The organism is Dinoroseobacter sp. S76, from assembly GCF_049801095.1.
Taxonomy (GTDB): domain Bacteria; phylum Pseudomonadota; class Alphaproteobacteria; order Rhodobacterales; family Rhodobacteraceae; genus Dinoroseobacter.
In genome coordinates this window covers 18,323-34,258 of the sequence record NZ_JBNAGH010000019.1, presented here as the reverse complement: position 1 = coordinate 34,258, position 15,936 = coordinate 18,323, and the positions used below count along the sequence as shown (strand labels likewise).

Here is a 15,936-nt window from a genome sequence, read left to right as displayed (position 1 = left end):
TGTTCAGCCGAGTTTTTCGGTGAGTTCGGGCACGGCGGCGAAGAGGTCGGCGACCAGGCCGTAATCGGCGACCTGGAAGATCGGCGCTTCTTCGTCCTTGTTGATCGCCACGATCACCTTGCTGTCCTTCATCCCGGCCAGGTGCTGGATCGCCCCCGAGATCCCCACGGCCACGTAGAGATCCGGGGCCACGACCTTGCCGGTCTGCCCGACCTGCCAGTCATTCGGCGCATAGCCCGAATCCACCGCGGCCCGGGAGGCGCCCACGGCGGCACCCAGGGTATCGGCGAGCTTCTCGATCATGGCGAAGTCCTCTTCGGAGCCCACGCCGCGCCCGCCGGAGACCACCACGCCCGCGGAGGTCAGCTCGGGCCGGTCGCTCTCGGCGACCTTGTCCTCGACCCAAGCGCTCAGGCCCGGATTATCGCCCGCGGCGATCTCTTCAACCGGTGCGCTGCCCCCGGTCTCGGCCGCGTCAAAGGTCGAGGTCCGGAAGGTGATCACCTTGGTCGCATCGGCGGATTTCACGGTCTGGATCGCGTTGCCCGCATAGATCGGACGGTCGAACGTGTCCGCATCCACCACGGCCACCACATCCGACAGCACCATCACATCCAGGAGCGCCGCCACCCGGGGCATGATGTTCTTGGCATCGGTCGTCGCGGGCGCCACCACATGGGAATAGCCCCCCGCCAGGGACGCGATCAGCGCCGCCACCGGCTCGGCCAGGCGATGCCCGTAAAGCGCATCTTCGGCCACCAGCACCTTGGCCACGCCCGAGATCGTCGCCGCCTCGGCCGCAGCCTCCTTGGCGGAGGCCCCCACGCAGAGCAGGGTCACCTCCCCCAGAGCCGCGCTCGCGGTCACAGCCTTGGCGGTGGCATCCATCGCCAGCGCCCCATCGGTTACTTCTGCCAGACACAAAACAGCCATCAGACAGCTCCTGCTTCCTTGAGTTTCGACACCAGCTCCTCGACAGAGCCGACCTTGATCCCGGCGGCGCGCTCGGCCGGCTCGGAGGTCTTGACCACGCTCAGGCGCGGGGTCACATCGACGCCGTAATCCGCCGGCGTCTTCTCATCCAGAGGCTTCTTCTTGGCCTTCATGATGTTGGGCAGCGAGGCGTAGCGCGGCTCGTTGAGGCGCAGATCCACGCTGACAATCGCCGGCAGGGAGACCTTGATCGTCTGCAGACCGCCATCGACCTCGCGGGTCACGCTGGCACTGTCGCCCTCGACAGCCAGCTCCGAGGCAAAGGTCGCCTGGGACCAGCCCAGAAGCGCGCTGAGCATCTGGCCCGTGGCGTTCATGTCATTGTCGATCGCCTGCTTGCCGCAGAGCACGAGCCCCGGCTCTTCGTCCTTGACCACCGCCGCCAGCAGCTTGGCCACGGCCAGAGGCTCGATATCCGTGTGCACGTCCTCGGCCGCATTGATCAGGATCGCCCGATCCGCGCCCATGGCCAGCGCCGTGCGCAGGGTCTCCTGGGATTGCTTGACGCCGATCGACACCGCCACAACTTCCGTGGCCGTCCCCGCCTCCTTCAAACGGATCGCCTCTTCCACGGCAATCTCGTCAAACGGGTTCATCGACATCTTCACATTCGCAAGATCAACACCACTCCCATCCGCCTTAACACGGACCTTCACGTTATAATCAATAACGCGCTTCACAGGCACCAATACCTTCATAAGACCATGTCTCCTTCATGCATTTCGACTTGGGTCATGCTTCGCTGTCGAGGCGCTCGGGGGTCCGATCCTCGGTCATGGGTGGCAGGCGTGGGCGCCCGCAGAAAGAGCTGCGTGTCCGAAAGCTCGGTCCCGAGCACCCGACCGGACAAGCCTGTCGCGGCGCGGTTCGGGGTGCGGTAGGAATGCGGACCGCTCTTGGATACGGGTTGCGAGAGGTGAGCAACGGACAGAACCAGCCGCGCCGCAAGCGGCATCCCGAAGGGGGCGTCGGATCTGGCGATGGTCATCCTCGTGGCTCCTTGATGGGCGGGGTCAACGCGCGGTCGACGACACCCTCTCCCGCGGATCTGGCACATCCGAAAATGAAAATACAGATACTTTTTTCATCTGAGCCCTTGAGGGCGGATTTTTTTTCATCGCAGCAGCGGCGAGCACAGGCAAAGGACATCCTTGGCGCCTCATTTCCCAGCGTGTTCAGTCCAGGATCGCGAGCGCAGCACGGATGAAGGCCGAGGACTTCCATCCTCTGAGGCGTCCAACATCAGATCCAAGCAGGGACTGAGTCTCGCTGCGAAAGGATCGCGACATGTGCCAGCCCAGCACTACGCCGCAGTAGCAGAGGGTTGCGATGCCGACGTCTCGCAGACCGGGCTGCTGCGCGCAGTCAGCTCTCGGTAGCGGATTGCGACGACCCGAAACTTGCAACCGAACGACCAAAGCTGGGACGCGGCAGTCCTCCGCGCATCCACCAGACAATCGGAGATTGCCGTCCGACAGATATGGTCATTTTCCCCGGGCACAGGCTAAGACACCGGCACGTGCCCCGTTCCATCTGCAAGGTCATTGCCGCGCTCGCGCTTTGGCCCCCTGCCCCAGTCAGGTAATGGCCATGACGCGCACGCCCACTCCGCTCCCGACCAATCCGGATGTCGTCATTATTGGTGCCGGAGCCGCCGGGATCGCCGCTGCCCGCCGCCTGCGCCACAAGGGGATATGCGCGATCGTTCTTGAGGCGGCCAGCCGCGTCGGAGGCCGCGCCTGGACCCAGAGCGATAGCTTTGGCGCGCCCGTGGATATGGGCTGCTCCTGGCTGAACGCGGCAAACCGGAACTGGTTCGCGAGCTTCGCGCGCGACCGGGGCTATACACTCGTCAACCACACCCGTGCGGGGATGGACCTCTTTCGCGACGGCGCACGGGCTTCGGTTCTGGATTTCGCGACCTATGGGATTTCGCAGACGATCCTGCAGATGGCGATGAATTGGGCCGGACGCCAAGGCAAGGACGTGTCTGCGGCCAGCGTGGCGCCGTCCAATCTGCCCTGGTCGGGCGCGATCAAGGCCTGGTTGGGGCCCTTGGAATACGGGGTGGAGTTTGACCAGATCTCAGTGCTCGACGATTGGAACATGGCTGATGATCGGCCGAGCCTGATGGTGCGCGAGGGTCTCGGCAATGTGGTGGCCGCCTCTGCCGAGGGGATGCCGATCAAGCTCAACACCCAAGTCACCCATATCGATTGGAGCGGTCAGGGCGTGCGGGTGGAGACCAGCGCAGGCACGCTCCGCGCCAAGGCTTGCATCCTCACCGTGTCCACCGGTGTGCTGCGGGCGGGTGGCATCCGCTTCACGCCTGAGTTGCCACCAGCCAAGCAGGAGGCGCTCGACGCGCTGCCCATGGGGCTCCTCCTCAAGGTGCCGATGCTCTTTGACGGCGCGCGGCTGGGGCTTGGAGAGAACAACTGGGTGACCTCCCGGGTTCCGGATGAGATCCCGAACACGGCGTGTTTTTTCGTCGCCTGGCCCTGCGGCCATGACTACCTCTTTGGCAATATCGGGGGGCAGCTCGGGTGGGAGCTGTCGCGCGAGGCGCCTGAGGTGGCCGTAGCCTACGCGCTCGACGCTCTGGTCGCGCAGCTCGGCTCGGACGTGCGGCGGCATTTCATCAAAGGTCTGCGCACCGACTGGGCCAATGACCCGCTCACGCTCGGGGCCTATTCCTGCCTCAAGCCCGGGCAATTCGGCGCGCGTAAGGTGCTGCGCAAAGCGCTGGGGGATCGCGTGTTCTTTGCGGGCGAGGCCGTGAGCCGCGACTACCCTGCCCTGGTCAACGGCGCCCATGACAGCGGGCGCGCGGCGGCGAACCTTGTCGCAAAGATCCTTGCCCCGGACTAACTCTGCGCGGCGCTGATCTCCTGAAACAGGGTCGCGCAGTCCGCGGCGAGCGCTTTCTGGCTGGCGCGCGCGGCGACCAAAACCGAAACGCTGCGCTCCAGCGGCAGATCTTCCAAGGGAAGAAACGCCAGCGCCCCCGGCAGATGGGCCACGACCGAGCGCGGCAGCACCGTGACATGCCGCCCCTGACGCAGCAGCCCGATCAGGGAGAGCGTGTTGTGGGCGTGAAGCGGCGCGCGTACGAGGGTATCTTGCAAGCCGGGATGGTCGAGCGTCCGGCATAGATTGTTGCTGACAAACGCTGCCGCCTCGACATCGGCGACGCGCAAGGTCCCACCGCGCCGCGCCAGGGGATGATCCCGCGCGCAGGTCAGACCGAAGGCGTCCCGGAACAACAGCGCGCTCTCGACCCCGCGCAAAACCGGCTCCCCCGAGGCGATCCCGATATCTGCTTCGCCGCGTTGGAGCGTATCCAGCACCACCTCGGTCTCCGCATCCCGAAGATCGATCTTGAGCCCGGGATGCCGCGCTACGAGTGTCTCAACCGCGCGCGGCACGAGGGTGCCGGTCGCCGAGGGAATGGTGACGATGCGCAGCAACCCCCGAGGCGATCGTGCTGTCGCCGCGATATCCCGGATGGCGGTATCAAAGCTATGCACCTGCTGCTGCGCGAGGGCCAGAACCTGCGCCCCAACGGGTGTCAGGGCGTTCTTACGCTCCCCCTCGAAGAGCTTTTGACCCAAGGTCTCTTCGAGTTGCTTCAAGGTCATGGACACCGCAGATTGCGTGCGACCGAGCTGCGCTGCGGCGTCGGACAGGTTGCCCGTGCGCGCCACAACTGCGAAGCACCGGAGCATCTCGATCTTGATCATGACTTCAGGTTTTCTGAAATTAGCTTCATCTCTTCGAGTTTGACTGACATCGCAGCTCCCGTCCACACTCCGCGCAACGAGCAGAGAGGGACAGGCGTGACCGAAACCAAGCTGAACTACATCGCGGGCCAGTGGGTGGCGGGCGAGAGCGTGATCGAGAACTGGAACCCGTCCGATCTGAGCGATCTTGTTGGCGTCTTTGCCCAGGCCAACGCGGATCAGCTCGATGAGGCGATCGCAACGGCCGCAGAGGCGCAGCGCATCTGGGCCAGCTATGGGTTGGAGCGCAAGCAAGCGGTGCTCAACGCCATCGGGACTGAGCTCATGGCGCGTGCTGAGGAGCTTGGCACCCTGCTCAGCCGCGAAGAAGGCAAGCCCCAGGCCGAGGGCAAGGGCGAGGTGTTTCGCGCCGGGCAGTTCTTTACCTATTCCGCCGCCGAGTGCCTGCGGCAACTGGGGGAGACCGCAGACTCCGTCCGTGACGGGATCGAGATTGATATCCGCCGGGAGCCTGTGGGCGTTGTGGCTGTCATTTCGCCTTGGAACTTTCCCATGGCAACGGCGGCCTGGAAAATCGCGCCCGCGCTCTGCTATGGCAATGCGGTTCTGTGGAAACCAGCCAACCTGACCCCGGCCTCCGCCGTGGCCCTGACCGAGATTATCGCGCGGCAGGATATACCCGAGGGCCTCTTCTCCCTCGTGATGGGATCCGGGCGCAGCATCGGGCAACGTCTCGTGGAAAGCCCGGACATCAACGCGGTCTCCTTCACGGGCTCCGTGCCCGTGGGTCGGGGCATTGCCGCTGCCGCGGTCCAGAATTTCACCAAGATCCAGCTTGAGATGGGTTCAAAGAACGCTCTGGCGGTCATGGAGGACGCGGATCTCGATCTCGCGGTTTCGGTCGCCCTGGGTGGCGCCTTCGGGGGCACGGGGCAGAAATGCACCGCCTCCTCTCGTCTGATCGTTCATGCGGCTATCCATGACGCCTTTGTCGAGAAACTGGTAGAAGGCGCCAAGGCCATGCGGGTGGGGCACGCGCTCGAAGACGGCACACAGATCGGACCGGTGGTCAGCGACGCACAGTTGCGCGAGAACCTCGACTATGTGGCCCTCGGCCAGAGCGAAGGGGCGGAGCTCGCTTGTGGCGGCACCCGGGTGGAGCGCGCGACCGAGGGCTATTTCATGACCCCCGGCGTGTTCCTGAACACCACCAACAGCATGCGCATCAACCGCGAAGAGATGTTCGCCCCCCTCACCTCCGTCATCAAGGTCGGCAGCTATGACGAGGCCCTCAGCACCGTCAATGACACCCGCTTTGGCCTCACGTCAGGCATCGTGACCCGCAGCCTCGCCCGCGCCACCCATTTCCGCCGCAATGCCCGCACCGGCGTGGTCACAGTCAACCTGCCCACCGCCGGAACGGATTACCACGTGCCCTTTGGCGGGCGCGGCGAGAGCTCCTACGGCCCCCGCGAACAGGGCAAGGCCGCCGCCGAATTCTACACCACCGTGAAAACCGCCTATATCTGTGCCGGGGAGCCCGCCTGATGCGCATCGATTGCCTGCAATACGCCAACTGGTCCGAGAAGGTCTTTCGCCAGATGCGCGAGGGTCAGGTGGATGCCGTGCATGTCACCATCGCCTATCACGAGAGCTTTCGTGAAACCGTGCAAAACATGGAGCGGTGGAACCGCTGGTTCGAGCGCTTCCCGGATCTGATCCTCAAGGGCCAGACCGTCGCCGATATCGACCGCGCGCGCGCCACGGATCGCACGGCGATCTTTTTCGGGTTTCAGAACCCGAGCCCCATGGAGGACGATATCGGTCTGGTAGAGATCCTCCATGCTCTCGGCGCGCGCTTCATGCAGCTGACCTATAACAACCAATCCCTGCTCGCCACGGGCTGCTATGAGGCCGAGGATCCCGGCATCACGCGCATGGGTCGCCAGGTCATCCGCGAGATGAACCGGGTTGGCCTCGTGGTCGATATGAGCCATTCGGCAGACCGCTCCACGATCGAGGCGGCCGAGATCTCCGATCGGCCCATCGCGATCACCCATGCCAACCCCCATGACTGGGCGCCAGCCCGGCGCAACAAGCGCGACGATGTGATCCGCGCGGTCGTGGAAGGCGGTGGCATGATGGGCTTCTCGCTCTATCCGCATCATCTGAAGGACAAATCCGACTGCAGTCTACAAAGCTTCTGCGAGATGGTCGCGCGCATGGCGGACCGCTACGGCACAACGCATTTTGGGATTGGCTCCGATCTGTGTCAGGATCAGCCCGACAGTGTGGTGGAGTGGATGCGCACGGGGCGTTGGACGAAGGAGATCGACTATGGCGAAGGCTCTGCGGACGCGCCCGGCTTTCCCGAGATGCCATCCTGGTTCCGGGACAACCGGGATTTCGGCACGATTGAACGCGGACTGCGGGCCGTCGGCATGAGCGAAGCTGAGGTCGCCGGGATCATGGGCGAAAACTGGTATCGCTTCTTTGCCGAGAGCTTTGGAGCCGCCCCGTGATCGCCCACCGAGAAGTCACCCGCCGTCCCCCTGAGACGGTTATGCGGCTCAAGCGGCTGGGGTCTCTGCACCAGTCGCGGCTCAGCTTCATGCGGGTGCTCACGCGCCGCATGGCCGGGGACGCGTGGCGCTTCTCCCGCCCGGTCTTCGAGGTGGACGCCCAAGGGGTCGGCCACGCGGTCTATACCGCCCAAGGGCCCGAGCGCGCCTATTCCCTGATCGCCTTTGCCCATGACCTCCCCGATGATCAAAGATCCGACCGGGTCATTGCCGAGGCCTGGGATGCGACCTTCACTCTCTTTGATGGCGTGCCCACGGCGGCGGATATCGCGCGGCTTGAGGCCGAGGTTCCGCGGCAGGAGGCAGGACGCATTGCCGAAAGCGAGCTCTCCCTCTCCCGCGCCAATCGCTCGGTGCGCCTCTGGGCCCATGTGGTTGAGGCTTTGGCCGCCGGGCAGCAACCGGACCCGGCGCAGATCGATGCGGTGGGCTACCTGATGCGGACCACGGCGGTCTACGGCTCGGGCAAGTTCGGTGCGGCAGATCGGGACACCATCGCCGAGCGCGAAGAATTCACCGTGCCCTTCCAGACCGAGATGCTCTCGGTTTACCTCATCCGCACCTTCGTTCGGGACCTTGTGGAACACATGGCCCGCGCCAAGGGGGGTGCGGGGGCCGCGAGCCTCGACCCGGCCCTCGCCCGACGTCTCGGGATCGGCAATTCGACGGGTCTTGGCATGGCGCCGTTCCTGATCAACCATCCGATCCTCTTCAACAACTGGATCATCGCGCGGGAGGAGGCGATTGCCCGGGTCCGCGGCGTGCCGGTGGCAAAGGCCGCGGAGATCGCTTTGTTTCGCGACCTTTTGGAGCGCAGCGTTCAATCGGCCAACCGCTGGACATCACAGCATCCAGAGCAGATGCGAAAACTCGACGCGCTCCACCGCGATCTCAAGACCCTCTCGGCCCGCCTCGCGAAGGCCCCACTCGCCGCGCCCTATCCCTGGGATCGCCTTTGCCTTTGGGCGGAGACCGCGCTCAGCGAAGAGGGACAGGAGCTGCTCGCCTCCCTCATCCTCGAGCCCTATCCGGATCTGGTCGACGGTCTGGCCCATTGCATGGCCGACAGCAATGACGCGGCCTTTCGGATCGACGGGGCCATGCCCATCGCCGGTGTCCGGACCCTGCTCGAGCGGTCCTTTGGCTGGGCCGGGGATCTTGACTGGGACGCCCCGGAAAACTGTGCCCGGGCCTGGTATGTCTCCGAAGAAAAGCTTGAGCCCCGCATGGGTGAACGCTTTGAAGAGCCCATTGCCGCGTACGAGCAGCCCTTGGCCCCGGCGCGGGATGCTGCCCTTGCCGCGCGTGATCTTGCGGGCTGGGCGGCGGACAGCCCGGTGGCTGCATTTCTGCTGCAGCATCCCGAGCATCGCCACACCATCCGCCGGGCGCAGATGAGCCGCGTCGCCCCCTATGGCGAGTTCCGCGACAACACGATCAGCGACCGGTTGCTGCCCATCGACATGCTGCGCGCGAAGCTCTCTTTCTTCGGGGCGACGCATTTTGACCCGCGCTCGGATCGCTGGGTACGGATCTGCATGTATGCGGGCGCGCCCTACCCGGAGGACCTGACGCCCGAGACCGCGGATCACTGGGTCTATCCCCAGGTGGGCGGGTGACCCTGTCGCTCAATGAGGTGGAGGCGGCAGCCCGGAAGGCCACGCGTGGCGCCGGCTATCCCTGGGGCATCGCGGAGGATGCGGGCAAGGCGACCCGCTGGCTCTGCGCGCGAGGTCTGGACGGGTGCGCGGCGCTGGCGGAGGCTTTGAGCCGGTTTGATGGCGCATCGCTTGCTGAGATCGCGCCGAACCCCGCCGGTGCGGTCTGGACAGCGCCAGCGGGGGAACTCTGCCCCTTGATGACGGGCACGACGCTTTCGGATCATGCGGGGCTCTCGGACCATGTGGGGCTCGTCGACGCGGCGGAGTTGCGGCTGGTGGAGGTTGCGGTGCCGCTCCTCCTCCTGCCTTTTGTCGCAAGCATGGCAGCACAGCGCGACCGCTGTGTCACGCTGACCTGGACCGAAGGCAGTGCGGTCACCGATGGCAGCGACCTGTCGCTCGCAACGCTCCCACCCCCGAACACGCCTTGGGTCACCGTTGCTCCGGGCGGCGCGCTGGGAGCGGCCCGCCTGCCCCGCTCCTCCCGCGCGACCCCAGCGCCCGAGGCCTGGGACACGCTGAACCGCTTCGCCCACCGCACCTATGCCCCGGCCACGGAGGAAAGCCGCCGCAAGGGCGCCGGAGCCGATACCTCCAACAGCGACTGAGCCCCCGATCGCGCCAGTCGCGCCTCCCTAGGGCACCCGGTGCACCGAGGCAGCAAAACAGCCCGGCTTGGCATTGTGGAGATGCCCATAGGCGATCTCGTCCCGGGCGAAGGCCTCGGTGATCGCCGCCGCCACCGCCTCGCCCGGCACCACATCCGCATGCACCATGTTGTGCGCCTCGTCGAAGAACCGCGCCGAGATCAGCCGGGAGCGGATCACATCCGGCACCGTATCCACGGTGGGCGCGGCTTCCTGCGCGTTTTCACGGACAAAGATCGCGTGGCTGGCCTGATAGGCTCCCCCATGAGGTTGGTGCATATGGTTGAGCAGGATCACCGTCTCGCCGATCTCGGCATCTTGCAGGCTGACCCGACACGGGGTGCCCGGTTTCTCGGTGACAACCTGACGGCAGGCCTTGCGCGCGACCAGCTCTGCATCCGAGAGCTCAAAGAGCGGGGCAAACGCGGCGGCGGGCAGCGGTTTGATCTGAAACGGCATGGGTGGTGGCTCCGGTCTGGGTGAGGATGCCCGCAGGCTAGACCACGGGCGCCCTGCCCCACGACCCGGATCCTGCGGGTTCCACGTCAGCCCCGGCGCGTCCGCTCGGCTGCCGCAACCACCGCGCCCCCGAGGATCAACGGGGCCGCCACGACAAAGGCCGAAGACAGCGGCAGTTTGAACAGAAACAGATCCGCCAGAAGCGGCCAGAGCAACGCCACATATTCGAACGGGGCGAGGCGCGACGCCTCCGCAAAGCGAAACGCGAGGGTCATCGCGATATGGGCAAAGCCGCCAAACAGCCCCGCGCTCACCAGCCAGAGCAAGGTCTCCCCCTTGGGCAGCACCCAGCCCCAAGGCAGGGTCGCAAGCGCGCCGATCATGGAGGCGAGCACGAAATAGAGGGCAATCGCCCCGGGGCTTTCGGTCCGGGTCAGGCTGCGCACCATCAGAAGTGCCAGCGCCGAGAGCACCGCCGAGATCAGCCCGATGCCGTAGCCCATCAGTCGGACCGGATCCCCGGTCTCGACATTCAGCTCCGGCCAGACCAGCACCACCACCCCGGCAAACCCCAGCGTGAGCCCAGCGATGCGCCAGACGGTCAGACGCTCGGACAGAAAGACCACCGCCCCCAGGGCCAGAAGCACCGGGGTCAGTTGCGCGATCAGAACCGCTTCCGCCACATTCAGCCGGGCGATCGCCGCGAAGGCCGTGAACATGGCCAGCGCCCCAAAGCCGGAGCGGATCAGGTGATCGCGCGGGCGTTTCGTGGCCAGACCGCTGGGAAATTCGTGGCGCAGCCATAGGAAGATCACGAGAGGGATGAGCGCGAAGAAGGACCGGAAGAAGACGATTTCGCCCAGGGGCACAGTCTCGCTGACGGCCTTGACGCTGACGAACATGCCCGCCCCCAGCACGCCGGACAAAAGGCGCAACCAGATCCCCAACACCGGCAGGTCCCGCGTGCTCACAGGGCTTTTTCCCGTTCCGCAAGCGCGTCGCGCAGGGCGTCGCCTGCAAGATTGATCGCGAGAACGCAGACCACCACCGCAAGCCCGGGCCAGATCATCTGCAACGGGGTGGAGCGCATGTGGATCCGCGCGTCCAGCAGCATCGAGCCCCATTCCGGCGCGGGAGGCTGCACGCCGAAGCCGAGAAACCCGAGGGCGGAGATCCCGAGGATCGCGCGCGCGAACATCCCCGTCCAGACCACGGTCAGCGATGGCAGCAAGGATGGCAGGTAGTGCCAGCGCGCAATCGCCCAGGGCGAGAGCCCCGCAAGGCGGGCCTGCACCACATAGCCCCGGGTCGCGAGCGACAGGCCGATGCCCCATGCCACCCGGGCATAGCGCATCCAGCCGGTCACGCTGAGCGCGAAGATCAGGCTCCAGGTTCCAGCGCCCATCAGGCCCGCGATCACGATTGCCGCCACGAGCTCGGGAAAGGCGAGGAAGGTGTCGGTACTGCGCATCACGGCCCAGTCGGCGACCTTGCCGCCAAGGGCTGCGATGAGCCCGATCAGCGTGCCGATGCAGAGCCCGATGACCGAGATCACGAAGGCCAGCCCGAGGGACCAGCGCGCGCCATGGAGAAGCCGCGAAAGGATATCGCGCCCAAAGGCATCGGTGCCCAGCAGGTGATCCCCGCTTGGCGGCGCGAGCCGCCCGGGAATGTTGATCGCGACCGGGTCATGGGGCGCCAGAAAGGGTCCGAGCCCGGCGACCAGCGCAAAGAGGACGGCAAGGGCGCAGACGCTACGCATCCCGCTCTCCGATCCGCGGGTCGATCCAGGTGTAGATCAGGTCGATCAGCAGGTTCATGGTCACGAAGATCAGCGCCGCGAGGATCACCACCGCCTGGACATGGGGGAAGTCCCGTGCGCCGATGGCGGAGACCAGAAAAGTGCCAAGCCCCGGGCGCCCGAAGATGACCTCGACCATCACGAGTCCTTCAAGCAGAAAGGCGAGCTCGAGCCCCAGCACGGTCACCACCGGGATCGCCGCATGGGGCGCCACATGGTCCCGGCCAAGCGCGGGCTCTGAGACGCCGCGACGGCGCAGAGCGGGCAGAAAAGGCTGTCCCCGCGCCTCCAGAATGCCGGAGCGGATGATCCGTGTCAGCGCGGCGGCCACGCCAAGGGCGAGGGTCGCAGCCGGCAGGATCGCATGGGCCGGCGTGCGCGCACCCATGGCCGGCAGCCATCCCAGATACACCGCAAAGAACAGGATCAGCAGCAACCCCAGCCAGAAGGCCGGGATCGCCGCCCCGAGAGAGGCCAGCCCCACCGCACAGCGATCGAGCAGGCTCCCCTGATGGCGGGCGGCCAGAATGGCGAGCGGCACTGCCAGAGCCAACCCCATGGCGAGCGCCGCGAAGGCCAGCGGGACCGTATAGGACATCGCCGCGCGCAGATCGGGCCAGACCGGCCGCCCCGTCACCGAGGAATACCCGAAATCCAGCGTCAGGAGCGGCCCGAGCCAGGCCCAGAACGCAGGCCAGAACCCCGCATTCAACCCGGCCTCCTCGCGCACAAGCTCGATCACTTCCTCGGTCAACAGCGCATCATAGCGCGCCATGGCAATGGCCTGGGCCGGATCCCCGGGCGCGTGCCAGAGCAGGACGAAGGTTGCGATCGCGGCCCCGCTCAGCACCACGATGGCCCGCAGGACCAGCGCCACAAGGGTCTTGATCATGCCGCGGCCTCCAACGCGCCCAAGGCAATGGCCGCGTCCCGCAGGCGCTGGCAATAGGCGGTTCTGGGGGCGGCGAGGAAGCGTTGCGGCGCGGCCGTGTCTTCGATGCGGCCGGATTTCAGAACCGCGATCTCGTCAGCATGGGCCACGGCATAGCCCAGATCATGGGTGACAATCAGCGCGGCGAAGCCTTCCTCGCGCTGCAGGTCAGAGATCAGCCTTGCCGTGTGTTTCTGGGTCACCGCATCCAGCGCCGAAAGCGGCTCGTCAAAGAGCACGAGTGGCGGGGCCGCGATCAGCGCGCGCAGGATACCCACCCGCTGCGCCTGCCCGATGGAAACCTCGCCCGGGCGCCGGTCGAGCAGATCCTCCGGCAGTTCCAGCCCCGCGCAGAGCCGCTGGAGCCGGGCCTCTGGCATCGGTTGTTTGCGGGCCCGCAAGGGCTCTAGCACGGATCGGCGCAGGGGCAGCACCGGATTGAAGGCCGCGCGCGGCTCCTGCATGACCAGTGCCGGGCGGCAAGCGCGCACCGGCGACCCCGCCCAGGAGATCGCGCCGCGCGAGGGGGGCAAGAGCCCGAGGATCGCCGCGATCAGCGTGGACTTGCCCGCCCCGCTCTCGCCGACCACCGCAAGGGTGTGACCCGGCGCAAGCACGATCGAGATATCGCTCAGAGCAACCTGTTTGCCCCGCCGCACCGTCACATGATCGACCCTCAACATGGCAGCGCCATCCAGTTGCGGTGGATGGCCAGCGCGCGGGCCGCGGCGGTTTGCGGCTGCTCGAGGATCCGGGAGGTCGGCGCCCGCTCCACGATGCGGCCGTCCTGCATCACCATCAGCTCCGCAACCCGCCGTGCGGCCAATCCCAGATCATGGGTGATCAGCATCATCGCTGTCTGCCGCCCGTCGAGAGAGCGATCCAGCAGATCCATGCTCGCCGCGGCCACCACAGGATCGAGCGCGGATGTAGGCTCGTCCAGCACGATCAGATCCGGCTCGCCGATCAGGGCCATGGCAATGACAAACCGTTGCTGCATGCCCCGGCTCCAGCCCCAGGGGCGCTTGCGCAAATCGCCGCTGCCGATATTGAGCGCCTCGAAAAGCGCCGCGCGATCTGCCGTGCCCGGCGCCAGCCCCAGGGCACGCTCGGCCTCGCGCCAGTGGAACCCCATGCTGCGCAGGGGGTCGAGCGCTTCGTCCGGGCTTTGCGGGACATGGGCGACCCGTACCCCCTGCCCCCGCAGCGCATCGATCAGGGCATGGCCCAGCGTCGACTTGCCCGAGCCCGAGGCCCCGACGAGTCCGATCCGCGCTCGGGGCGCGATCTCCAACGCGGTGGGATGCAGGATGGTCCGGCCCGCACGCATGGCATGCAGGCCGGAAACGGCAAGTGTCATTCGGCGAACTTCGTCTCGTGTGTAATCCAGTAGGTCTCGGTCGGATGCACCGCATAGCCGGTCAGGCCGGGCTTGGCGACATTGACCTGGCTGACATGGAAGACCGGGATCAGCGCGGCCTCGGCGGCGATGATCTCCTGCACCTCATCATAGATCGCCTCGCGCGCGGCCTGTTCAAAGGTCAGGCGCCCTTTCTCCAGCAGGCTGTCCAGCGCCGCATTGCTGTACTTGCCGGAATTGGAACCGCCATCGGATTTCAGCAGTGTCTCGAGCACCGCGCCCGGATCGCCCTGCGGCGTGGTCACCCAGGCCTGCAGGAACATATCCGCCTCGCCCGCGGCGATCGCGTCATTGCCCGCGCCCCATTCGCCGACGCGGATCGTGCTCGAAACCCCGATGGCCGACAGAAAGGCCTGGGTCAGCTCTGCCGTAGGTGGCAAAGCCGCGCGCGAGGCATAGGTGACGATATCGATCTCCAGCGGCGCACCATCGAGCATCCAGCGCCCGCCTTGCTTGACGGCCCCGGCCTCCGCCAGCAGCGCCTCGGCGCCCGCAGGATCATAGCTCGGCGCGATATCCGCGGCCCAGCCTAGACCGGTCGGAAAAACCGTGCCCGCCGGCACGCCGCCCACGCCGGACAGCGCCGCCGTCACGATCCCCTCGCGGTCGATCGCCTTGGAGACAGCCTTGCGGATCAGCGGGTTTGCCATGGGGCCGCTGGCCGCGTTCAGCGTATAGAAATAGAGACGCGCGGTCGGCGCAGAAAAGCCAAGCGCCCCGGTACTCTGGATCCGCTCGAAATCGGTTTCGGGATAGTTGATCACCATATCGACCTCGCCCGCCTCAAAGGCCAGCGCCGAGGAGGCCGGATCCCCGGCCACGACCACGCGCACCTCCTCAAGACCCGGAGTGCCAAGGCGGTAATCAAGATTGGCCTCTGCGCGGTAGAGCTGCTCCGGAACGGCCTCCTTGAAGACATACGGACCCGTGGCGTTGATCGGGAACCCGTCGGACGGCGCGCCAACAATGGCGAGCCCCGGCTCGGACAGAGACCATGGGAAGGCCGCATTCCGGCTGTTGGTCTCGAAGATCACCACGCGATCCCCCTCGGCCGAGAGCGACGCCAGATCGAGGAGCTTCGAGACACGCGCATTATGGCCCGGATGGCTCTCATCGGAGACCGCAGCGATGGAGGCCACGACCGCATCGGCGGTCAGCGGGGTGCCATCATGGAACTGTACGCCCTCGCGCAGGGTCACGCGCCAGGTGGTCGGCGTGTCCTGGGCGATGCTTTCGGCCAGACGGGGATAGAGGGTCAGGTCGTAGTCGATCCCCATGAGGGTTTCCGTCACCCCGGTCTGGTTCGACATCCAGCCATTATAGCCCGCGCGCGGATCGGGCACCTCGGCCGTGGGGCCAAAGCCAATCGCGATGGTCAGGCTGCCTTCTTGCGCGACGGCAGGCAAAGCTGCGCTCAGCGTCAGAAGCGCTGCGGTAGCGAATTGTCGGGAAAAGAACATGGGGAATTCCTTCTGGAAAGAGCCTGAAGCGACGCGGGAGCACGTCGCCCGGACCGGGTTCGAGAGATGAGCTGACACTGGATGAGAAGCGACCTGGCGGCGCGCGGCGCCTGCGTGCTGGGACAGGTCCAGACAGGCCGCGACGCTAGGCGCGATGCAATGGGTCGCCGGGTCGCAGCGGCAGCGCGCGCAAGGCGTGTTTGACCAAAGCTGCGACCGAGTTGCGCTGACATCCGAAA

General features: G+C 66.2%; 16 protein-coding genes. 5 read left to right on the top strand and 11 right to left on the bottom strand.

The window, feature by feature from the left end; all coding sequences use genetic code 11:
* Positions 1–3: 3 nt before the first annotated feature.
* From ACP153_RS22475 to ACP153_RS22465, 3 genes are read right to left on the bottom strand one after another with little or no spacing between them, the layout of a single operon-like run.
* Complete coding sequence (locus tag ACP153_RS22475) at positions 4–933, bottom strand: electron transfer flavoprotein subunit alpha/FixB family protein (RefSeq protein ID WP_424972053.1); 930 nt, start codon at positions 931–933, stop codon at positions 4–6.
* Entirely contained in the window at positions 933–1,691 is a 759-nt protein-coding gene (locus tag ACP153_RS22470) for an electron transfer flavoprotein subunit beta/FixA family protein (protein ID WP_424972060.1), read from the bottom strand. Before ACP153_RS22470 ends, ACP153_RS22475 begins: the two co-directional genes overlap by 1 nt.
* A complete protein-coding gene (locus tag ACP153_RS22465) occupies positions 1,688–1,981 on the bottom strand; it encodes a hypothetical protein (protein ID WP_424973251.1) in 294 nt (97 codons plus the stop codon). The genes ACP153_RS22470 and ACP153_RS22465 overlap by 4 nt, the downstream gene beginning before the upstream one ends.
* 602 nt (positions 1,982–2,583) lie before the next feature.
* Between ACP153_RS22465 and ACP153_RS22460 the strand changes: the two genes are divergently transcribed.
* Positions 2,584–3,864 carry a flavin monoamine oxidase family protein gene (locus ACP153_RS22460; protein WP_424973250.1) on the top strand — a complete coding sequence of 427 codons (1,281 nt, stop codon included), beginning with the start codon at positions 2,584–2,586 and terminating at the stop codon, positions 3,862–3,864.
* Here the strand turns inward: ACP153_RS22460 and ACP153_RS22455 are convergent.
* Positions 3,861–4,736 (bottom strand): LysR family transcriptional regulator, encoded by an 876-nt coding sequence (locus tag ACP153_RS22455; RefSeq protein ID WP_424973249.1) that lies wholly within the window; start codon positions 4,734–4,736, stop codon positions 3,861–3,863. The genes ACP153_RS22460 and ACP153_RS22455 overlap by 4 nt on opposite strands.
* A 96-nt stretch (positions 4,737–4,832) precedes the next feature.
* Here ACP153_RS22455 and ACP153_RS22450 point away from each other — a divergent pair, with 96 nt between their 5' ends.
* The 4 genes from ACP153_RS22450 to ACP153_RS22435 are packed head-to-tail and all read left to right on the top strand — an operon-like array spanning position 4,833 to position 9,587.
* The gene (locus ACP153_RS22450; RefSeq protein WP_424973248.1) at positions 4,833–6,284 is read left to right on the top strand and encodes an aldehyde dehydrogenase family protein; all 1,452 of its coding nucleotides are present in this window, start codon (positions 4,833–4,835) and stop codon (positions 6,282–6,284) included.
* A complete protein-coding gene (locus ACP153_RS22445; RefSeq protein ID WP_424973247.1) occupies positions 6,284–7,258 on the top strand; it encodes a membrane dipeptidase in 975 nt (324 codons plus the stop codon). The genes ACP153_RS22450 and ACP153_RS22445 overlap by 1 nt, the downstream gene beginning before the upstream one ends.
* A 41-nt stretch (positions 7,259–7,299) precedes the next feature.
* Entirely contained in the window at positions 7,300–8,937 is a 1,638-nt protein-coding gene (locus ACP153_RS22440; RefSeq protein WP_424973252.1) for a hypothetical protein, read from the top strand.
* A complete protein-coding gene (locus ACP153_RS22435; RefSeq protein ID WP_424973246.1) occupies positions 8,934–9,587 on the top strand; it encodes a DUF3726 domain-containing protein in 654 nt (217 codons plus the stop codon). Before ACP153_RS22440 ends, ACP153_RS22435 begins: the two co-directional genes overlap by 4 nt.
* Before the next feature lie 27 nt (positions 9,588–9,614).
* Here the strand turns inward: ACP153_RS22435 and ACP153_RS22430 are convergent, their stop codons facing one another.
* The 7 genes from ACP153_RS22430 to ACP153_RS22400 form a co-directional block, all read right to left on the bottom strand.
* A complete protein-coding gene (locus tag ACP153_RS22430) occupies positions 9,615–10,085 on the bottom strand; it encodes a DUF1203 domain-containing protein (RefSeq protein WP_424973245.1) in 471 nt (156 codons plus the stop codon).
* Between the two features lie 86 nt (positions 10,086–10,171).
* Complete coding sequence (locus ACP153_RS22425; protein WP_424973244.1) at positions 10,172–11,056, bottom strand: DMT family transporter; 885 nt, start codon at positions 11,054–11,056, stop codon at positions 10,172–10,174.
* Entirely contained in the window at positions 11,053–11,847 is a 795-nt protein-coding gene (locus ACP153_RS22420) for an ABC transporter permease (RefSeq protein WP_424973243.1), read from the bottom strand. Before ACP153_RS22420 ends, ACP153_RS22425 begins: the two co-directional genes overlap by 4 nt.
* On the bottom strand, positions 11,840–12,778 hold the full coding sequence (locus tag ACP153_RS22415) for an ABC transporter permease (RefSeq protein WP_424973242.1): 939 nt from the start codon (positions 12,776–12,778) through the stop codon (positions 11,840–11,842). The genes ACP153_RS22420 and ACP153_RS22415 overlap by 8 nt, the downstream gene beginning before the upstream one ends.
* A complete protein-coding gene (locus tag ACP153_RS22410) occupies positions 12,775–13,500 on the bottom strand; it encodes an ABC transporter ATP-binding protein (RefSeq protein ID WP_424973241.1) in 726 nt (241 codons plus the stop codon). Before ACP153_RS22410 ends, ACP153_RS22415 begins: the two co-directional genes overlap by 4 nt.
* Entirely contained in the window at positions 13,494–14,177 is a 684-nt protein-coding gene (locus tag ACP153_RS22405) for an ATP-binding cassette domain-containing protein (RefSeq protein ID WP_424973240.1), read from the bottom strand. Before ACP153_RS22405 ends, ACP153_RS22410 begins: the two co-directional genes overlap by 7 nt.
* The gene (locus ACP153_RS22400; RefSeq protein WP_424973239.1) at positions 14,174–15,697 is read right to left on the bottom strand and encodes an ABC transporter substrate-binding protein; all 1,524 of its coding nucleotides are present in this window, start codon (positions 15,695–15,697) and stop codon (positions 14,174–14,176) included. The genes ACP153_RS22405 and ACP153_RS22400 overlap by 4 nt, the downstream gene beginning before the upstream one ends.
* Positions 15,698–15,936 lie beyond the last annotated feature (239 nt).